Annotated in this window: 21 protein-coding genes and 1 riboswitch; of the genes, 12 read left to right on the forward strand and 9 right to left on the reverse strand. The window is 66.5% G+C overall.

Features of this window, described 5'->3' with window-relative positions; all coding sequences use genetic code 11:
* The first annotated feature begins 29 nt into the window (after window positions 1-29).
* Entirely contained in the window at window positions 30-449 is a 420-nt protein-coding gene (locus ABQE44_RS17955) for a nitroreductase family deazaflavin-dependent oxidoreductase (protein ID WP_448431153.1), read from the forward strand.
* Between the two features lie 4 nt (window positions 450-453).
* Here ABQE44_RS17955 and ABQE44_RS17960 read toward each other — a convergent pair whose 3' ends face one another.
* From ABQE44_RS17960 to ABQE44_RS17970, 3 genes are read right to left on the reverse strand one after another with little or no spacing between them, the layout of a single operon-like run.
* On the reverse strand, window positions 454-1527 hold the full coding sequence (locus ABQE44_RS17960) for an ABC transporter substrate-binding protein (RefSeq protein ID WP_448393851.1): 1074 nt from the start codon (window positions 1525-1527) through the stop codon (window positions 454-456).
* Complete coding sequence (locus ABQE44_RS17965; protein WP_448431155.1) at window positions 1524-2327, reverse strand: ABC transporter ATP-binding protein; 804 nt, start codon at window positions 2325-2327, stop codon at window positions 1524-1526. Before ABQE44_RS17965 ends, ABQE44_RS17960 begins: the two co-directional genes overlap by 4 nt.
* Complete coding sequence (locus ABQE44_RS17970) at window positions 2324-3364, reverse strand: FecCD family ABC transporter permease (RefSeq protein WP_448394074.1); 1041 nt, start codon at window positions 3362-3364, stop codon at window positions 2324-2326. The genes ABQE44_RS17965 and ABQE44_RS17970 overlap by 4 nt, the downstream gene beginning before the upstream one ends.
* Window positions 3365-3458: 94 nt before the next feature.
* A riboswitch (cobalamin riboswitch) is annotated at window positions 3459-3648 on the reverse strand.
* A gap of 293 nt (window positions 3649-3941) precedes the next feature.
* On the opposite strand from ABQE44_RS17970, the gene ABQE44_RS17975 reads away from it, so the two are divergent.
* From ABQE44_RS17975 to ABQE44_RS17985, 3 genes are all read left to right on the forward strand, one after another.
* A complete protein-coding gene (locus tag ABQE44_RS17975; RefSeq protein WP_448394075.1) occupies window positions 3942-4682 on the forward strand; it encodes an alpha/beta fold hydrolase in 741 nt (246 codons plus the stop codon).
* 40 nt (window positions 4683-4722) lie between these two features.
* Complete coding sequence (locus tag ABQE44_RS17980; protein WP_448393853.1) at window positions 4723-5496, forward strand: hypothetical protein; 774 nt, start codon at window positions 4723-4725, stop codon at window positions 5494-5496.
* Between the two features lie 79 nt (window positions 5497-5575).
* Window positions 5576-6490 (forward strand): MBL fold metallo-hydrolase, encoded by a 915-nt coding sequence (locus ABQE44_RS17985; RefSeq protein ID WP_448393854.1) that lies wholly within the window; start codon window positions 5576-5578, stop codon window positions 6488-6490.
* Window positions 6491-6494: 4 nt separating this feature from the next.
* Here ABQE44_RS17985 and ABQE44_RS17990 read toward each other — a convergent pair whose 3' ends face one another.
* Window positions 6495-7469, reverse strand: a complete 975-nt coding sequence (locus tag ABQE44_RS17990) for a GGDEF domain-containing protein (RefSeq protein WP_448431157.1) — start codon at window positions 7467-7469, stop codon at window positions 6495-6497.
* A gap of 539 nt (window positions 7470-8008) precedes the next feature.
* Here ABQE44_RS17990 and ABQE44_RS17995 point away from each other — a divergent pair.
* Complete coding sequence (locus ABQE44_RS17995; RefSeq protein ID WP_448431159.1) at window positions 8009-8647, forward strand: FKBP-type peptidyl-prolyl cis-trans isomerase; 639 nt, start codon at window positions 8009-8011, stop codon at window positions 8645-8647.
* Here the strand turns inward: ABQE44_RS17995 and ABQE44_RS18000 are convergent, their stop codons facing one another.
* Genes ABQE44_RS18000 through ABQE44_RS18010 form a run of 3 tightly spaced genes read right to left on the reverse strand, consistent with a single transcriptional unit; the run spans window position 8648 to window position 11101 of the window.
* On the reverse strand, window positions 8648-8944 hold the full coding sequence (locus tag ABQE44_RS18000; protein ID WP_448394076.1) for a putative quinol monooxygenase: 297 nt from the start codon (window positions 8942-8944) through the stop codon (window positions 8648-8650).
* 41 nt (window positions 8945-8985) lie between these two features.
* Window positions 8986-9453, reverse strand: coding sequence for a hypothetical protein (locus tag ABQE44_RS18005; RefSeq protein WP_448393857.1), 468 nt, complete (start codon window positions 9451-9453; stop codon window positions 8986-8988).
* Window positions 9454-9502: 49 nt separating this feature from the next.
* Window positions 9503-11101: a threonine/serine exporter family protein gene (locus ABQE44_RS18010; protein ID WP_448393858.1), complete on the reverse strand. Its 1599-nt coding sequence runs from the start codon at window positions 11099-11101 to the stop codon at window positions 9503-9505.
* 195 nt (window positions 11102-11296) lie between these two features.
* Between ABQE44_RS18010 and ABQE44_RS18015 the strand changes: the two genes are divergently transcribed.
* The 4 genes from ABQE44_RS18015 to ABQE44_RS18030 all read left to right on the forward strand — a co-directional run bounded on the left by ABQE44_RS18015 (window position 11297) and on the right by ABQE44_RS18030 (window position 15274).
* On the forward strand, window positions 11297-11578 hold the full coding sequence (locus ABQE44_RS18015; RefSeq protein WP_448431160.1) for a DUF732 domain-containing protein: 282 nt from the start codon (window positions 11297-11299) through the stop codon (window positions 11576-11578).
* 149 nt (window positions 11579-11727) lie between these two features.
* Window positions 11728-12687: an esterase family protein gene (locus tag ABQE44_RS18020; protein ID WP_448393860.1), complete on the forward strand. Its 960-nt coding sequence runs from the start codon at window positions 11728-11730 to the stop codon at window positions 12685-12687.
* An 89-nt stretch (window positions 12688-12776) separates the two neighbouring features.
* Window positions 12777-14318, forward strand: coding sequence for a class I adenylate-forming enzyme family protein (locus ABQE44_RS18025; protein WP_448431162.1), 1542 nt, complete (start codon window positions 12777-12779; stop codon window positions 14316-14318).
* Window positions 14315-15274, forward strand: a complete 960-nt coding sequence (locus ABQE44_RS18030; protein WP_448431164.1) for a haloalkane dehalogenase — start codon at window positions 14315-14317, stop codon at window positions 15272-15274. The genes ABQE44_RS18025 and ABQE44_RS18030 overlap by 4 nt, the downstream gene beginning before the upstream one ends.
* Here ABQE44_RS18030 and ABQE44_RS18035 read toward each other — a convergent pair whose 3' ends face one another.
* Window positions 15275-16459, reverse strand: a complete 1185-nt coding sequence (locus tag ABQE44_RS18035) for an acyl-CoA dehydrogenase family protein (protein WP_448431166.1) — start codon at window positions 16457-16459, stop codon at window positions 15275-15277. It lies immediately after the preceding gene.
* Window positions 16460-16505: 46 nt separating this feature from the next.
* Between ABQE44_RS18035 and ABQE44_RS18040 the strand changes: the two genes are divergently transcribed.
* From ABQE44_RS18040 to ABQE44_RS18050, 3 genes are read left to right on the forward strand one after another with little or no spacing between them, the layout of a single operon-like run.
* On the forward strand, window positions 16506-17279 hold the full coding sequence (locus ABQE44_RS18040) for an enoyl-CoA hydratase/isomerase family protein (RefSeq protein WP_448393864.1): 774 nt from the start codon (window positions 16506-16508) through the stop codon (window positions 17277-17279).
* Window positions 17280-17330: 51 nt separating this feature from the next.
* Complete coding sequence (locus ABQE44_RS18045) at window positions 17331-17573, forward strand: DUF6480 family protein (RefSeq protein WP_448431168.1); 243 nt, start codon at window positions 17331-17333, stop codon at window positions 17571-17573.
* A gap of 5 nt (window positions 17574-17578) precedes the next feature.
* The gene (locus tag ABQE44_RS18050) at window positions 17579-18190 is read left to right on the forward strand and encodes a DJ-1/PfpI family protein (protein ID WP_448393866.1); all 612 of its coding nucleotides are present in this window, start codon (window positions 17579-17581) and stop codon (window positions 18188-18190) included.
* Here the strand turns inward: ABQE44_RS18050 and ripD are convergent.
* Window positions 18180-18731, reverse strand: coding sequence for an NlpC/P60 family peptidoglycan-binding protein RipD (ripD, locus tag ABQE44_RS18055; protein WP_448431170.1), 552 nt, complete (start codon window positions 18729-18731; stop codon window positions 18180-18182). The genes ABQE44_RS18050 and ripD overlap by 11 nt on opposite strands.
* Window positions 18732-18856 lie beyond the last annotated feature (125 nt).

Here is an 18856-nt window from a genome sequence, read left to right on the forward strand (position 1 = left end):
GTAGGGCCGGTCGGCGTAATGTCAACACGATGAGTGACTGGAACACGCAGATAATCAATGAGTTCCGCGCAAACGACGGCCGGGTCGGCGGCAACTTCGAAGGCGCTCCGATGGTCCTCATCCACCACACCGGCCGCAAGACCGGTAAGCAGAACGTCACGCCCACGATGTACCTGCCCGACGACGACGATCCCGACACCATCTACGTGTTCGCCTCCAAGGCGGGCGCCCCGACGCATCCCGCCTGGTACTACAACCTCACGTCAGCCGGCACCGCGCGCGTCGAGGTCGGCACCGAAACCTATGACGTCAGCGTCACCGAGATCTCCGGTGCCGACCGCGACCGCATCTACGGCGAACAAGCCCGCCGCTATCCCGGCTTCGGCGAGTACGAGCAGAAAACCGCCGGCATCCGCACCATCCCCGTGCTCGCACTCAAGCGCACCTAGAAGGTCACTTCAACCAATCGTTGCCCGGAAGATCGAGCTGTGCCACGTCAAGGCTCGGCGTGATACCCGATTGTGGTGCAAGACCGTGCTTTTCGAGCACTGATCGCAGCGTCTCCGCGGCGTCGATGTTCAGCGGGCTGGACACCCACATGGCGTAGGGCAGGTTGATGAACCGGTTCTCACGGACCGCCCTGAGGTTCCGGCTCGCCGGGTTGCTCTTCAACGCTGCAATCTTCTCCTCGGCCGTCTGGCCCGGGTAGTCGACGAACACGATCAGGTCGGGATCGGCGGTGGTGATCCGTTCCCAGCTCACCGTCGTCCAGGTGTCCTGGACATCTTCGGTGGCGTTACGGGCCCCGGCAGCGTCGATGATGCCCTGGGGCCCGCCGAACGCGCCGGACGAGAATATGGTGTCCTTGCCGCTGTCGAAGAGGAAGACGGTCGGCTTCTGCTCGGGTTGCGGTGCGGCACGCAAGGTTTGCAGCCTCGCGACGATATCGTCGGCCGCTCGCGCGCCCTGCTCGGCGTTTCCGGTGATGGTGCCGATGTTGCGCAGGTCGGTGTCAAGCGCGACCCACGGGTCCATGGTGCCGCGCTTGGCCTCCCCCTCGATCTGGCGGCATGCCTCCGACAGCTGGTAGACGTCAATGCCGTGTGTCGCAAGGATTTCCGGCGTGATCCCCCGTGCCTCCCCCATGCCGTAATTGAACCCGGCGAAAAGCACCTGCGGCTGCGCGCCGACGATGTTCTCCAGGGTCGGTTGTGCCGGCGCCACTTCGTTGAGATCGTCGACCTGCGAACCGTATTCGAGTCGCAGTACGTCCACGTCGCGGGCCATGGAACTTACCGCGGTCATCTGCTCACGCGCGCCGGCGGCCAATGCGATCGCGATCATTCCGCCGTCGTTGACAAACAATCGCTCCAGCGGCTGCTCGTAGGTGACCTCCTCACCGCAGTTGGTGACGGTCACCGTGTCGGCGGGAGAAGACGCGTCGGTCGGCGACCCGCACGCGGTGCTCAAGCCCACCAACAGTGCGGAAAGGGCCAGGCTGACCCGAAGGTGTTGTGCCACTGTCATATTCCTCGTGATTCGTTGAATGCCGGATCGGCGTGGGTGAGCAGGAGATGGCTACGGCCCGTCGTGGGATGGGCGACGACGTCACCGGCAACGTCGAACACCTCCCACAACAGCCGCGAGTTCAGCACCTCGGTGGGTGGCCCGTGCGCGAAGAGGGTCCCGCCGGCGACGACGGCGACCGCGTCGAAATGCCGTAGTACGAGGTCGAGGTCGTGCATCGCGGCGACGACCGTGCATTCGAGGTCATCGAGGATCCGCATGAACCTCAGCCGCCAAGCGGCATCGAGGTGGTTGGTGGGTTCGTCGAGTACGAGTACCGATGTGCGCTGAGCCAGCGCCCGCGCAAGCACGACGCGGTGGCGCTCACCACCGGAGAGTTGTGAGCACGACCGATCGCCCCATCCGCGCAGCCCAACGGCGTCCAGCGCGTCGTCGATGATGCCCTGCTCTCCCAGCCCCGCGCCCGACCACGGATTGCGGTACGGGGTCCGCCCCAGCCCGACGGCTTCGGCGACCGTGAGCTCACCCGAAGGCCGCTCCTCCTGCCCGACCACCGCGATCGTGTGGGCCCGGCGCCGGGCGGGCATGCGGTGCAGATCTTCCCCGTCGACCCGGATCGCCCCGGACGCCGGCGCGTCCAAGCCCGACAGGACACGCAGCAGCGTGGTCTTACCTGAGCCGTTCGGCCCGACCACCGCCAACCGGGTGCCGGCGGGAATCGCCAGATCCACACCGGCCACCACGGTTCTGCCACCGCGGCGACACTCGATGCCCTGCGCGCACATCGCGGCCGCACTCATGTGCTGTTTCCGAACTCGTAGCGGCGGCGCCCCATCAGGAACAGGAACACCGGTGCGCCGATCAGACCGGTGACGATGCCCAGCGGCATCTCCCGCGGTGCTGCCATCTCGCGCGAGATCACGTCGACCCACACCAGAAACAACGCCCCGGTGCAGACGGCGACCGGCAGCATCGCGCGATGGGTTGCCCCCACCACCAGCCGCGCGGCGTGCGGCACGATGAGCCCGACGAACCCGATGCCGCCGGAGACAGCGACCAGCACACCGACCAGGACCGCCTGGATCAGAAACAGTGCGTTGCGCAGGGCGGGTACCGGCACGCCGAGGGAGGTGGCCGTGTCGGCGCCTGCGGCGTAGGCGTCGAGCCACGAATGGATCAGCAGCGCCCCGATGAACGAGATCAGCACCACCGCACCGGCGAGCGGCACCTTCGCCCACGTCGCACCGGCGACGCTGCCGAGCAGCCAGAACATCACGCTTTCGGCGGCGTGCGGATCGCCCGCCGTGAACACCAGCAGCGACGACAACGCCATGAACGCCGACGACAGCACCACGCCGGACAGGATCAGGCGCAGCGCGGTGAGCCCGCCCTGGGCGCGCGCCACCAGATAGACGGTCAGCGTCGCGACCAGCGCGCCCATCAGCGCACCGCCGGACAGCGCCCATATCCCCAGCCCGGCCAGCGCGCCCAGCGTCATCACTGCCGTCGCGCCCACCGCCGCACCCGCCGAGACGCCCAGCAGATACGGTTCGGCCAGCGGGTTGCGGACCAGGGCCTGCATCAGCGCGCCGGCCAGCGCCAGACCCGCGCCGACGATCGCCGCCAGCACCGAGCGCGGCAAGCGCAGATCCCAGACGATGACGTCGTATCCCGTCTCGACGGTTGCGCCGGTGAAGCGGCCGATGACGGTGCGCCACACGTCACCTAGCGGAATCTGCTCGGCGCCGAAGGCGACCGAGACGACGATGCTCACCGCCGTGAGGATCGCGAGCACCGTGGTCAGTGCGACAACCGAGACACGTCGCACCGTCGGCACGGGCGTCGCGCCGGTGCGACGAAGTGTCTTCTCGGTGACAGTCACGTCGAGAACTTGCCTCAATATGCCGGGGTATCCGAGCGCGAGATACCGGTGGACACAAGTGAGAACGGCAGGTCTTCGGACTCGGGATCGTCCGGACTCGACGCCTTCCCAGGATTCCAGTGGCCTCCCAGTGACTAATGTCGAGCCCGTCCCCCATACCGCTGCGCGCCAGTTCCGGATTCCCACCGGATTCCCTGACACCCGCATACACGGATGTGACCGTTCTCAACGGCTGAGGCTACCTCATGGCGATTTTGCGGTAAGAAGGATTTGTTGAGCGTTACCGTGGCTCGATCGTGCATTGCCGCGTCGGCAGGAGGTGTTCTTGCTGGGCTTAGCTGACGGCGGGTTCAAGTGCGCCGACGCGCGCAGGCACTATCTGGCAGCGTATGACGAGTTACGGGCGCTGAGCCCGCCACCGAATGTCGTACACGACGTTCCAACCAGGTTCGGCACCGTTCGGGTATACCAGCACGGGCCGGCCGACGGCATACCCGTCGTGCTGATACACGGCTTTTTCCTGACGTCGGCGATGTGGTGGGAGCAAGTCGCGGGGTTGGCAAGCGATTTCACCGTTTACACGTTGGATATGTTGGGCCAACCCGGGGCAAGCATTCAGTCGAAAACGATGTTCGCTCCCGCAGATTGCGCACGCAGCATCGACGAAGTCCTCGAGGGGCTGAGACTGCGTGCAGTACACCTCGTCGGGCATTCGTACGGCGGTTGGCTCGCCACCCACACTGCGGCGCGTGCGCCCGGTCGGCTGGCGACCGTGACACTGGTTGATCCGGCCAGCACGGTGGCGCGGACTTCTGCAACGTTCTGGCGAAGTCTTGCGCTCATAATGTCGCGCCCACGTTCCGTGCGAGCCGGAAGAGCCGCGGCATGGATTGCGGGCCACCCCACACCGGGCAGCTCCATCGATACGCTTGCCCGGTTGTTCACGGCAGGATTCGCGGCCTTCGCTCCACCCGTGCGCACACCAGCGCTGCGCTTCCCCAGCGACCGTCTGTTGCGTTCAGTATCTATCCCGGTCCAAGTTCTTCTGGCGGGCAACACCGTTCACGATTCAGAAAGGGAATTCGACGGATGCAGTCCGTGGTGCCGGCGTGGCGATATCACCTCTGGCCCACCGCGTCCCACGCCTTGCCAGCCGAGATCCCTGACGAGATCAATGCGTGTATCCGTCAGTTCGCGATCGAACACCGTAAAAGTGCTTAGCCGGGACAACTATCTGCTAATTTCACGGGGTGGCACTGCGCCGAAGAGGTGAACCAGCCCGAATCAGGTTCATAGCCACGGTTATCGCCGGATTGGCGGTCGTAGCCGGCGTCGCCTGCGGGGGCACGACAGAACCTGCGGCAGCCCCGCCGGAGGCTGCGGTAGCCGCGCCGGAAACGCCGACGTTCACCTGTCGCGGGCACGACGAACCGCGTACCCCGCGAAGCGTCGATGCGATTCAAGACGACACCGAGGACGACGACACCGCAATCCTCGGCGGCGTCTACGGAGACCCCGGGGCCGCCACCCGGTTCTGGGCGCAGCAGAGCGAGAGCGACTGCGGTCTGATGGCCACCCGCATGGTCGTCGGTGAAGTCACCGGTACTGCCCCCACCGAACGCGAGATCATCGACCTTGCAGCCGCCACGCCAAGCCAGTGCTCACCAGGCGAACCGGTGTACGACGAGAGTGTCGATCCCAGCGACGGCGGCGTCGGCCACGGCACCTGCTCGACCGATCTGCTGCTCCTCCTGGAGCACTACGGGATCGACGCGGATTACACCAACGACGCCGAAGCCGCCGACGGCGGGTTCGACACCGGCATCGACGCGCTGGCCGGCTATCTCGGCAACGGGCAACAGGCGATGGTGTGCGTGAACTCCCGCATCATCTGGGACACCGAAGGCGACCGGACCAACTGCGGTCACATGATCACCGTCGCGGCCATCGATTTCGACAACGACGCGGTCTATCTCGGCGACAGCGGCAGCGACGACACGCGCGGCGAGCAGGTCAGCATCGATGTGTTCGAATCCGCCTGGGCCACCGGTGACCACGAACTCGTGGTCACCGCCCCCTCTGGATAACTCCTCGCACTGCGGCGCGTTCTACGGGAAAGACAGGGCAATCCCATGTCTTCGGGACAAGGCGCTCAGGAGGAGAACCATGAGCTTGGACAACGTTTCCCACTTCGGTACCCAAGGGCTCGACGAGTTGGTGCCCTCGCGATATGCGGTGGCGGTCGGCGACATCGAGGTGTTGGTGATCAGCGACGGAGTATTGCCGATCACCAGCAAGACGATGGCGACCAACGCCGACGCAGTCGAGTTCGAAGGTTGGCTGAACGACAGGTTTCTGCCACCGGATGTGCTCGACTGGCCGCTGAACGTGGTCGTGGTGCGCAGCGGCCAGCGGACCATCCTCGTCGACGCCGGGCTGGGCTTGGAGTTTCCGGACTTTCCGCGGGCCGGGCAGTTGGGCCGGCGGATGGCGGCCGCCGGGATCGATCCCGCAAGCGTGACCGACGTGGTGCTCACCCATTTACACATGGATCACGTCGGCGGCCTGCTCACCGAAGGGTTGAAGGAGCGGCTTCGCCCGGATCTGCAGATTCACGTGGCGAGCCTCGAGGCCGAGTTCTGGGAGGCGCCCGATTTCTCCCGGACCGATATGCCTCAGCCAGTGCCGGACGTGCTCCGGCGGGTCGCCGCGCAGTTCCTGGACGAGTACCGCGGCCAGCTGCGAACGTTCGAGTCCGAGTACGAAGTGGCGCCGGGTGTGCTCGTGTCTCGTACGGGAGGCCACACTCCGGGACACAGCATTGTCCGCCTCGCCTCCGGCGGCGAGCGACTGACATTCGCCGGCGACGCTGTGTTCGCACCAGGATTCGATAACCCCGAGTGGCACAACGGCTTTGAGCACGATCCTGAGGAGTCGGTGCGGGTGCGGGTCGGCCTGTTGCGCGAGTTGGCGGCGACCGGCGAGTCGATGGTGGCCACTCACCTGCCGTTCCCGTCGGTTTGCCGGGTGGCATATGCAGGCGACGTGTTTCGGTGTGTACCTGCCGTCTGGGATTACTGACCGCTCAGTTTGTTTCGCGGTCGACGGATACCAGCGTCGGATGGTGGCAGACGCGGTTGCCGCCAGCGCGTTTGGCCTCATACATCGCCAGGTCCGAAGTGCGGATCAGCGCATCGATTAGTTGGAGGTTGTCTCTGGGCGAGTAGCCATCAAGCGGTGCGCCCGCGGTGCCGATACTCGCAGTCACCGAAAACGGGATTCTGGCGATAGCTCCGCGCAGTCGCTCGGCCATCTTGGCTGGGTTCGGGCTGTCATCGAGGTCGGCGACCAAAAACTCCTCTCCCCCGAGCCGACAGATGACCGCTGTGGCGCGGCAGTTCTCCTGAAGCGTCGCGCTCACCATCACCAAGGCCTCATCACCCGCGGCGTGGCCGAGGGTGTCGTTGAGTTGCTTGAAGTTGTCGAGGTCGACCATCGCCATGACGAGATACATTCCCGTACGGGGTCGATCGAGCATCATCAGTTCATAGACCGTGTTGTGGAACGACCGCCGATTGTGCAACCCGGTGAGCGAATCGCGGTCGGAACCGCGCAGGTCGGTTCGCAACGTCTGCATCAACGACTGGATCCCAAAGGGCACACCGATGTTTAGCGCGCCGACCGTGAGGAACGACGCGACCGCCAGCGCGACGTCGCCGCTGGTGGAGATGAGCCGGTACGAGAGGATGGTCGCGCACACCATGGCGAAGCCCAGGTTGACCATCGTGAGGCCGCTGGTGTGGAAGTAGGCGACGACACCGCCGATGACGGCGAAGATCGTGCACCCCATCAAACCCGTGTACGGGTTGGACATCGAAAGAGCCATTGCGCCGATCGCAATGCCGGCCGAAATGGAATACACCACTGACTGCCGCCGGGTGGGCCAGCGCAGCAACCACAGCAGTGCACCGCCGACGCCGACTCCTACGGCAAGGATGGCGACGACGGTGGTCGCGGTGTGGTTGGGGCCGGCCGGACTCCACAGCAACAGGATGGGCAAGGCAGCGAACACAAGCGTGAAGGCGGACGTCGCGTATCGCCAGAACTTCTGGAGTCCCCGCTCGTTCAGGTATGCGCTGAGCCAGTCATATTGGTCCTGTTGCTTCCACAATCGTGCGGCCCAGCGGACCATTCCCACCCCCGCGTTTCCCCATGCACGAGACCGTCATCCTCACATCAGCGGCGCTAATCTCTTTCGACGACGCGGCCAAAGCTGAAAGCCCGCGAAGTTCACATTAGAAGAGTTCGTCCGAGTTCGGTGGCACATCAACTAAACCGACGCTCACCATCGATTTCAGCAACGTCGACTCCCATCCGATTCCAATGCGCGATATCGCCGGTGAATCAACCGATCGCATGGCCGGAACCCGTGCGTCCTCCGCCGCCCCTCGAAATCCTAATTGCGGCCGCGCCCGACACTCCACCCGCGTAGCCGGGGTATTCAGCAAATTGTTCGACGGTATTTTCGGCGACGTATCTACGCCATCGATATAAACGCGCCGGGTTTCAACGGCAACGACTGCTGTAGCGTGACGCAGCGTGAACTTCTCCCGTAGGCCCTCGTCCGTCGTCATCGCGGCTTGCGCCGCGACCTTCGCGATGACGCTCGCCGCATGTGGCTCCGATACCGAGACCACCGCCACAACTACCAGTGCTCCGTCTATCGACGAACTCGTCGCACCCTCCGTCACCGAATCGGCGCCGCCCGCAGCGGCCAACGCTTGCCCGTCTGCGCCGCCGGATGCCGCCGGCACCGCTGAATGGAACCTGACCGGCGACACGGGCAGCGTCGCAGTCACGGGATCCACCGATACGACGGCGCCGAAGATCGACGTGACCGCACCGTTCAGCGTGACCGAGACGCAGGTGCAGACGCTGCAGGCCGGTGAAGGGCCGGTGGTCGCAGACTCGGCCACGGTGTTGGTCTGCTACATGGGCGTCAACGGCCGTGACGGCACCGTGTTCGACAACAGCTACGAGCGCGGCGCCCCGGTGGACTTCCCGCTCACCGGGGTGGTGCCGGGCTTCCAGAAAGCCATCGCGGGACAGACGGTCGGATCCACCGTCGGTGTCGCGATGACATCGGAGGACGGCTACCCGCAAGGCCAGCCCGCCGCGGGTATCCAGCCCGGCGACTCCCTCGTTTTCGCGATCAAGATCCTCGACGCCGCCAACTGATCAACCCGGCCCGAACAACGAGCGGGCATCGGCGACTTCGTATTCGGCGACCGATGCCGAAATAATCGCTGCGCCGTGGTCGTTATCGGGTCCGCTGCCGCGGAAGGCTTCGACCGCGGATCGCGACTCCCACCGCTCGAAGACGTTGACGCGACCGGGGTCGATCAGGTCGGCGGTGATTGCGAAGTCCAGACACCCAGGTGCGCGACGGCCCTGTTCGACAACGCTCATGCAGGTTGCGAGGTAGCCCTCGCGCTGGGCGGGATTCACGGTGATATGTCCGGCGACGATGATCATGCCCATATAGACACCCCGAAGGCGCACGGCTCATCGGTCGGTTACGGCGTCGGCGGCAGATGCTCGATCGGTGCCGGCGCGACAGGGACCGGCGGCCCCGCGACTTCCGCCGGCGGCGTCGATGACTCCGGGGCCGTCAGCGAGATGTGCCCCGGCGGCAACGGCGGCGGTGGCCCAGCCCCTGGCGGCGGACCGGGTGCGACGGCAGACGGCGCGGTCAGCGCGGCCAGCGGGTTGCCGCTGTGGAAGGTGTGCCAAAGATCCCGCAGGAAGCCGAACTGGCCCGGCGACTGTCCTTGGCCGTAGACCGGTGCGATCTCTGGAACGGGCGGCGCACCGACGGGCGGCGGCGCTGGCGGGTTGGGCGCCCCCGGATCGGCCGGGATGGGGAGCACGGGGTCGGCGCCGGCCTGGCCGGCCGCGGCCAGCGCACCGCCGAGGATCATCGCGCCCGCAGCCGCGAACCGCACTGCCGTGGCGGACCGCATGCCGCGTCGTCGCTTCGTCACCCGAGTAAGGCTAGCCCGTAACGCGCGCGGCGTCTTGTCGGTTACGCCGCTACGGGTCCTTGGCCTCGTCGTCTCGGCCGTCGGAAGGTTCGGGTTCTTCCTCATCGTCGTCGTCGGCTTCGTCGGACTTGGGCGGTTCCAGCGCGACGCTTCGGGACGACGGTCGGTGGCTGCCCGCCGCTTGGTCAGCTTCGGCCGGCTGCAGGTGTACGACGGGCCCGATAGCGCGGCGCAGGCCGGGCAGCCCCTCCTTACGTAAGAAGTTGCCGATCCGTCCTGCGCGGTACCGCAGCGGCGAACCCAAGAACTCGCCGAGCACCACGCCGCTGCCCAGCGCAAGCGCTGTGGCGACCGCGGCCATCATCTGGCGCAACCCGTTGTCGAAGTTGCCGTCGACAGCGAAGGAGAACACCGCCCGGAACACCGCAAGCCCAGGCAGCATCGGCATGATGCCCGCGGTTGCCGTCACCAGTGCGGGCGCCTGCCGCCGGATCGAGATCACGGTCGCGATGATGCCGACGCCGACGGCTGCGACACCGCTGGCGAACACCTGGCCGAACCCAGCGGTCCCGAGCCCGATCAACACCACTTCCGCAGCCGCTGCCGCGACCCCGGCGGTGCCGATGGCCCGCAACGGCGCATAGCTCGTCACCGTCAGGGACGCACCCGCCAGCCCGGCGCCGAACACCGCGAGGAAGATCGGCAGCGCCCCGTGCGGCGTGACGAACGATTCCGTCGCGTCGACATGCAACTCGATCGTGACGCCCGCCATGGTGCCGATCTGAAGTCCAACGAGAATCCCCACGACAATGCCTGCAGTGAGCAACACGGCTTCACCGAGCCGGGCGACGGAGGTGAGCATGTACCCGGTCACCGCGTCCTGCATGGCCCCGACGAACGTCATGCCGGACAGCAACATCACGATGCCGGTCGCCACCAGCGTGGTCGGCCCCTGGCCGGCGTAGTAGTAGGCCGCTACCGCCACCAACGTCGCGATCGTCGCGCCGATCGCGTGTTGGAAGAAGAACGGGGTGCCGATTCGGTTGAGCTGCCTGCCCACTTGATCGATGACCGCCGACGTGGCGGCGGCCAACAGGCAGGTGAGCCAGGTGCCGCCGAGCAGCATGGCGATACCGAGGGCGAAGCCCGCCCAGCCCGCCGTCGCCAGCCACCGCGGGTAAGGGTGCGGCCGCTCAGTCAGTTCGTCCATGGCCTCATGGGCCTGTTCGACGCTCACACCACCCGAGGTGATGCGCTGCACCAGCCGGTCGAGCTCGCCCAACCGGGTGTAGTCGGTCGACCGGGCCCGCACGCTGCGCACAATGGTCAGCGGCGGGCTCTCCGCGGTTGGCAGTGCCGACACGATGACGGTGGTGACGAAGATGTCGACCACGCAGTCGGTGAGGCGATATGCCCGGGCGACGTCCTGGGCCGTCGCGACGACATCCGCGGTGCCCGAACCCGAGGACAGCATCACCTCGGCGAGCCGGATCGTCAGGTCGAGAACCTTGCGGGTGTGGATATCGCCCACCCCGCTGGTGGCGCGGCTACGTTGACCGGCGACGGGTGCGGGGTCGCGACGTCCGCGAAGCGCGATTTGCACTCCACGGCGGAAGCGGGCGGTCCCGCCGAAACGATCGTGCGCCATTTATCAGGAGGATACTGACGACTTCCGGCTTCCGCAGACCCGATAACGCCACCCGTGTCGCGAGGGTCGATTCGACAAAGCGCGAGCGCCGAATACAGTTAGACCTACGAAGCAGCTCGACGCTGTGACTGTGACATGTATTACCCGATGCGGTTGGTATGTGGCGTTCGGGGGCCCTTATTCGGAGGTGATTGTGTGGTGCAATTCGCGCGCGCGCTGATCGTATTGTTCGCCGCTTCGGTGATTTTCGCGCCGCAGGCTGCGGCGGACCAAGATGAATACCTGCGCCAACTGCAAAGCCGGTACCCATACCTGACGGCCGAACAGTTGATTGCTGAAGGCCACAAAATCTGCAATGTCGTTGGCCAGGGCATGCCGAGTTCGGATGCGGCCATGATGGTGCGTGAGGATCTCGGCGTGTCGATTCCCGCCGCGGGCGAGATCGTCAGCGCGGCTGTCGGCGAACTGAGCTGCTGACCTCGAGAAGACGGCGTAACACCCGAACGGCTCACGCCGACAAATGGTGTGCAGCAGTCCGCTGACCGCGGCAGGCGTCAAGCATCGGCGCACTTCCGCGTCATCCAGGCACCGCCGTCCCCGTGCGGCATTTCGCGAGGTTCACAAATATGACGTTCTTATCCAGTTTCGTGCGACGCCTGCTCGTCGGTGCGATGGTCGCTTTGGTCCTGCCGGGCCTTGCCGCCGTGACGGGCACGACAGCCACCGCGTCGGCCTACTCGCGTCCCGGCCTTCCCGTCGAAACGCTGATGGTGCCGTCGGCGGCCATGGGCCGCGACATCCCGGTCAAGTTCCAGGGCGGCGGACCCCATGCGGTCTATCTGCTCGACGGGTTGCGTGCCCGCGACGACAACAGCGGCTGGGATATCGAGACAGCCGCGTTCGAGAGCTATTTCGAGTCCGGGCTGTCGGTTGTCATGCCGGTCGGCGGCATGTCGAGCTTCTACACCAACTGGCAGAGTCCTGCGGTCGGCAACGGCGGCACCCACACCTACCAGTGGGAGACGTTCCTGACCTCCGAGCTGCCCGCGTATCTGGCAGCCAACAAGGGGATCTCCCCCACCGGTAACGCGGTGGTGGGTCTGTCGATGTCGGGCAGTGCGGCGTTGATCCTGGCGGCCTACCACCCGGGCCAGTTCCGCTATGCGGCTTCGCTGTCGGGGTTCCTGAACCTCTCCGAGGGCATCTGGCCGCTGCTGGTCGGTGTCGCGATGCGCGACGCGGGCGGATTCAGCGCCACGGCGATGTGGGGTCCCCCCGGCAGTTCGGCTTGGCAGCGCAATGACCCCACCGTCAACGTCGGACGGCTGGTGAGCAACGGCACCCGCATCTGGGTGTACGCCGGCAACGGTATTCCGTCCGAGCTCGGGGGCGGCGGCGACATCGCCGGCCAGCTCCTCGAGACCATCACGCTGGACAGCAACAAGAACTTCCAGCGCCAGTACCAGGCCGCCGGCGGTTCCAACGGCACGTTCAACTTCCCGGCCAACGGCACCCACGGCTGGGGCTACTGGGGTTCGCAGCTCAACGCCATGAAGCCCGACATCCAGCGCACACTGGGCGCCTGACAGGTCACCCGGCCTGCGATTTGTGGAGCGGCAGCCGCTCTCACCGCGGCTAAGGCTCCTCAAATCGCCGGGTCGGAGACAATCGGTGGGTGACGCTCCCAGACCTGACCGTTCCCGCACTTCTGCACCGCAGCGCGCGCGACTTCGGCCAGCACTCCTACCTGATCACCCCGACCGACCGGCTCACCTACCAGCAGGCCGAACAGCGTTCAGCGCATATCGCGCGGTGGCTGCTTCACGAGGGGGTCGGTAAGGGCACCCGCGTGGGGCTGTTCTTCCCCAACGGCGTGGACTGGGTCATCTGGTGGCTCGCGGTGTCACGCATCGGTGCGCTGGCGGTGCCGTTGAGCACCCTGTACACCCCCGCCGAGATCGCCAAGGTCGCCAGGCTGGCCGACATCGCGCTGCTGGTCGCACCTGATCGGGTGTTGAGCATCGACGTCGCCGACCGATTCGAAACGGCGTGGCCGCAACTGTCCGGTCAGCGCGCCGAGCGGCTTGCGCTGACCGCGGCGCCGTATCTGCGCCGCATCGTGTTCACCGCTGGGCCACACCGGGATTGGGCGATGCGGTACGACGACGGCGCCGCCGGTGTCTCACCCGAGGTGCTGGCCGCCGCCGAATCCGAGGTCTGCCCCGCCGACCTCGCGGTCATGGTGCACACCTCCGGTTCCACCGCGGAGCCCAAAGGCGTGCTGCACACCCACGGCACGCTGGTCCGTCAGACGTCGACCTGGGCCGGCGCGGTACGGATGGTCACCAAATCCGAAGGGCCGCCGCGGATCTTGTCGGCGATGCCGTTCTTCTGGATCGGTGGCCTGCTCGCCGTCACCGGGGCGCTGCACGAACCTGTCACGGTGATCACGATGCCGCGACTCGACGCCGGCACGGCGCTGGACCTCGTCGAGGGCGAGCAGGCCACCGGCGTGATCGGCTGGCCGGCGTTCACCCAGAAGCTGCGTGAGCACCCGACGTTCGCCAGCCGCGACCTGTCCAGTGCTCCGATGTTGCGGGACGGACCGCTGGACGTCGCGATGGTCGACGTGCCCGACGGATATCCGGTGCACCGCACCATGACCGAGACCGCAGGCGGGTTCGTCTTCACCGATATGCGCATCGTCGACGACGCCGGCGCGCCGGTCCCCGACGGCACCGTCGGCGAACTGCTGGTGCGCGGCATCGGCGTCATGGCGGGCTACAACAAGCGCGAGCGATGCGAGACGTTCGACGACGACGGCTGGTATCACACCGGCGACCGCGTCTACCGCCGAACCGGCGATCCGCGCCTGTTCTATGTCGGACGCACCACCGAACTCATCAAGGCCGCAGGCGCGAACGTCTCGCCGCTCGAAGTGGAAGCCGTCATCGACGAATCCGCCGAAGTCGCGCAGTGTCTGGTGCTCGGTGTCGACGACCCGGTGCGCGGTGAGCAGGTGTGCGCCGTCGTCGTACCCGCCGACGCCGGCGTCGACCTGACGTCCCTCGCCGAACACACCCGCGCTCAACTGTCCGCGTACAAGGTGCCCACCCGCTGGGTCGTAATCACCAGCGGCGACCAGATCCCGACCCTGCCCAGCGGCAAGTTCGACCGAAAGACGTTGCGCACGCGGATCATCGAGGGTGCGCTATGAAGGTGCTGAGAACGCCCGACGAACGTTTCGCCGCGCTACCCGGCTACCCGTTCGAGCCGAACTACGTTGAGGTGCATGCGCGGGCAATCCCGCCGGTACGAATGCACTATGTCGACGAAGGACCGGCCGATGCCCCCGTCGTCGTGCTGCTGCATGGTCAACCCACGTGGTCGTATCTGTATCGGCACGTTATCGGCGTACTGCTCGAGGCGGGCCTGCGCGTGATCGCACCTGACAACATCGGCTACGGACGGTCGGACAAGCTGACCGACCCGACGGACTACACCTTCAAACGCCACATCGAGTGGGTGCACAATGCGATCACACGGCTGAATTTGACCGATATCACGCTGGTCGTACAGGACTGGGGCGGACCCATCGGCCTCAGCGTGCTCGCGCGCGAGCCTGACCGGTTCGCCCGCGTCGTCGCGACCAACACGATCCTGCACACCTGCGACCCCGGACTCGCGGACAAGCTCGAGTGGCCGCACCACGGCGTCGGCGACGGTCGGGTCGTTCATCAAGAGACTCTCCTCGATTACGTGGCGTTCTACCAGAGGTCACCGGAACTCGTTCCGAGCTTTTTTCTCGACGCGGTGGCCGGGCCGCTGACCCCGGATGTCCTGGCTGCCTACGACGCGCCATTCCCGGACCGCAGGTTCACCGCCGGCCTGCGGCAGATGACGGCGTTGATTCCGTTGACTCGCAACGATTCCGGTGCCGCAATCGGACGCGAGACGATGGCCGTGCTCGGTGCGTGGCGACGGCCGTTTCTCACGGCGTACTCCGACGGTGATCCGGCAACGCGCGGTTGGGACAAGGTCTTCGCCGACCACGTTCCGGGCGCGAAGGGCCAGCCCCACACGACGGTCGCGGGTGCGGGCCACTTCATTCAGGAGCAGCGGGGTGACGAACTCGGCCGCATCATCGCCGAACTCGTCGCCCGTACCGGGTGATCAGAGGCCGAACTGATCCTCGATGACACCCAGCCACACCTGCGCTGAGTCGATGGCGACCTTCTCGCTGATGAAGGCGTGTTGGGTGCCGGTGTACATGTCGCGAAACGCCCGCTCCAGGCGGGTGCCCTCGCGGATCGCGCTGGTACCCGCGACCAGATGGGCCCATTCGGCACATTGGCGGGCCACGTCGGTGGCGTAGACCGCGGCCACCCGCATATCCGCACGCAGCGTCGGGGTCAGTTCCGCACCCGAGGCGACGGCGGTTTCGGCGTCACCGAACGCCTGCAGCACCAGCAGCCGCGCGGCGCGCCACGCCGCGACGTGGTGCGCGAGACCCTTCTGAAACGTCGGGCGGCTGGCCAGCGACGCCATATCGCTCATCCGGAACTTGGTGGCGGCGAGCTCCTCGACATCGTCGAGCATGCTCTTGGCGACCCCCAGCGCCCACGACGCGTGTCCGGCCGCGGTCATGCCCATCAACCCCATCCGGGTGGCCGGTGACGCACCGCGGCGCGGCTCACGGGTGAACAGCGGAAACGTCCGGCTCGCCGGTACGAACACATCGTCGGCGCTGTAGTCGTAGCTGCCGGTGGCCTTGAGTCCCTGGACGTGCCAGCCGTCGTTGAAGCCGATCTGTTCCCTGGGTATCACGGCCACCTGCATATCGGGCACCCCCTCGCTGATCCAGCGCACTTCCCCGTCGTCCATCGGAAGAAAGCCCGCCGCCACGTATTCGGAGTGCCCCGTGCCCGAACCGAAACTCCACGATCCGCTGATCCGGTAACCACCGTCGACGGCGTGGCCCTGACCGTTGGGAAAGAACTGCCCGCCCAATGCGACCCGGTTGTCGTTGGCGGTGAACACCTCCGCGAACCCCTCGTCGGGCAGGTAACAGGCCGCGGCGAACGACGACGGCAGGTTGGCGATGCCGATCCACCCGAAAGAACCGTCCTGCCAGGCCATTTCGATCCACGTCTCGATCATCTCGGCGAACGACGGTTCGACTCCTCCAGCGGCGACGGGATTGAACGCGGACATCAACCCGGTGTCCCACATCGCCTCGACGACCGCGGGCGTGAGGGTCCGCGTGCGCTCAGACTCGGCCGCCTCGGCCGCGACGAGCTCGCGCATCCCGCGGGCCAGCCCGGTAAGCCGGTCAGTCGCGTCCACTATTGACGTCATCACGTACTCCCATCAAGGTCAGGTCCCCTGACATTAGGGTGCAGCCATGAGCCTCGTCACGTTTGAGTGCAAAGACCACATCGCCACCATCACCCTGAACCGCCCCGAGGCTCGCAACGCGATCAACGGCGCCCTGCGCAACGACCTGAACGCGGCCTGGAACCGGTTCCGCGACGACGAGGACGCCTGGGTGGGGATTCTGACCGCCAACGGCGACGTGTTCTGCGCGGGCGGCGACCTGAAGGACGGTGAAGGCGCGGTCGGCACCTTCGCGGGCACGTTCTGGGAGAAACCGACGATCAACTCCTTCGAAAGCGGTATGGAGCTGTTCAAACCGACCATCGCCGCCGTGCACGGACCGTGTATCGGTTACGGGCTGACCGGCGTGCTGTTCTGCGACTTCGTGATCGCCAGCACCGAGGCCACGTTCTGTTACCCGGAGGTGTCCATCGGGGTGCCCACCATCGTCGGTGCCATCCGCCTGCCCCAGCGGGTGCGCTGGGCCGACGCGATGGAACTGCTGCTGACCGGCAAGCCGATCAGCGCCGAGCGCGCCAAGGAGATCGGGCTGGTGTGGCGCCTGGTGGAACCCGAGGATCTGCAGGCCCAGGCGCTGGCCTGGGCGCAGACCCTCACCGAGGCGGCGCCGCTGGCCCAACGGGCAACCAAGGAGGTGGCCTGGCGCACCGAGAACATGGGCTGGATCGAGTCGGTCCGCTTCGGCGAGACCATGCGCAAGGTGGCAGGCGCCACCGAGGACGTCACCGAGGGCATCACGGCCTGGCGCGAGAAGCGCACACCCCGCTGGCAGGGCCGCTGATTTCGGCGGTGCACGTGTCAAAACGGCACATTCGGGTACGCGGTCTGGGCCATGACAACTGCCCAACCCCCTGACCCAGACCCCGCCCAGACGCCAGATCTAGAACCCGGCGGCGGTGTCCGGCCCGGCGCGACCCCACCGGATTCGGCACAGAGCTCCGGGCTGTCGGAGCCCGAAGAACGCCCACGGCACCGGATGACGCCCACCGCGGTCGCTGGGCTGATCGCCGTGACCATCCTCGTGCTGCTGTTTGTCGCGACCGGAGTGCTGCTCGTCCTGGACATGTTCAACTAGAAGCCGTGCGCATCGAGATCGTGGTGTTCGACGGGTTCGATCCCCTCGACGTGGTCGCGCCATGGGAGGTGTTCGCGCGGGCCGCCGCGCTCGACAGCGGCATTGAGGTGGCCCTGGTGCGTATCGACGGCGCAGGCGCGGTCACCACGGCGTACGGCTTGCAGATGCGGATCGCAGAGACGCTGGGCACACCGGATGCCCTACTGGTGCCCGGCGGCAGCTGGATCGACGCGGCGGATACCGGTGTGCGACGCGAGATTCGGCGCGGCACGCTGCCCAGAGCCGTCGCCGAGCTGGCCCCTTCGGTGCGCTGGGTGGCGTCGGTGTGCACCGGCGCGCTGCTACTTGGTGCGGCAGGCCTGCTGCACGGCCGCAACGCGACCACCAATCATGCTGCGTTAGAGGAGCTTTCACAATACGGCGCGACCATCAGGCAGCACCGGGTGGTCGACGACGGCTCCGTGGTGACCGCGGGCGGTGTGACATCCGGTGTCGATCTGGCGCTGTGGCTGCTGGAGCGCGAGCGTGGCGCCGAGATCGCCGGGGCCGTGCGTCGGGCGATCGCCTACCCCGTGGCGCCAGACGTGTGGCGGGTGCCCGACACCGTCACGCGATGATGCGGACCAGGTACGGCGCCATGTTGTCGGTGCGCACCGGGGAAACCGTGACGCCCGAGTCGGCGGTTTCCAGCATCTGCCCGTTGCCCAGGAACATCGCCACGCTCTGCGTGCCTTCGGGGCCGTAGAAGATCAGGTCGCCGGGAAGGGCTTGGGACGGCGCCACTTTCTGGCCGACCTGGTACTGCGCACCCGAGGAGCGGGGCAGTTTGACCCCGGCCCCGGCGTACGCGTAGACCATCAGCCCGGATGCGTCGAATCCGACGGTGCTCACCGCCGGGTCCAACCCGACGATGTGACCCTCACGGTCGAGTCCGGCGACGTTCTCGGCGGTGCCACTGCCCCGGGTCGGGCCGGATGCGTCGCCGCCACCGTACGAGAACGGCACACCGCGCTGGGAAAGCCCACGGGCGATCACCAGGTCGACGGCCTGCTGGTTGGCTGCGGTCCGAGTGGTCGGCGTGGTCGGCTGAGCGGTTGCGATCCCCGGTGCCGCCCCCAACAGGGCCAGCCCGATCACCAAGGCCAGGATGCGTCTCATCAGATGTCCACTTTCTCGAACAGGGCACGCGCGGTTGCGCCCATCGTCTGGTGCACAACAGCCGCAAGATCACTTTTACTTGCACGAGTGTCACTTCGTCCAATCACCGCATGGCACAAGATCAA

This window comes from Mycolicibacterium sp. XJ2546 (assembly GCF_053483195.1).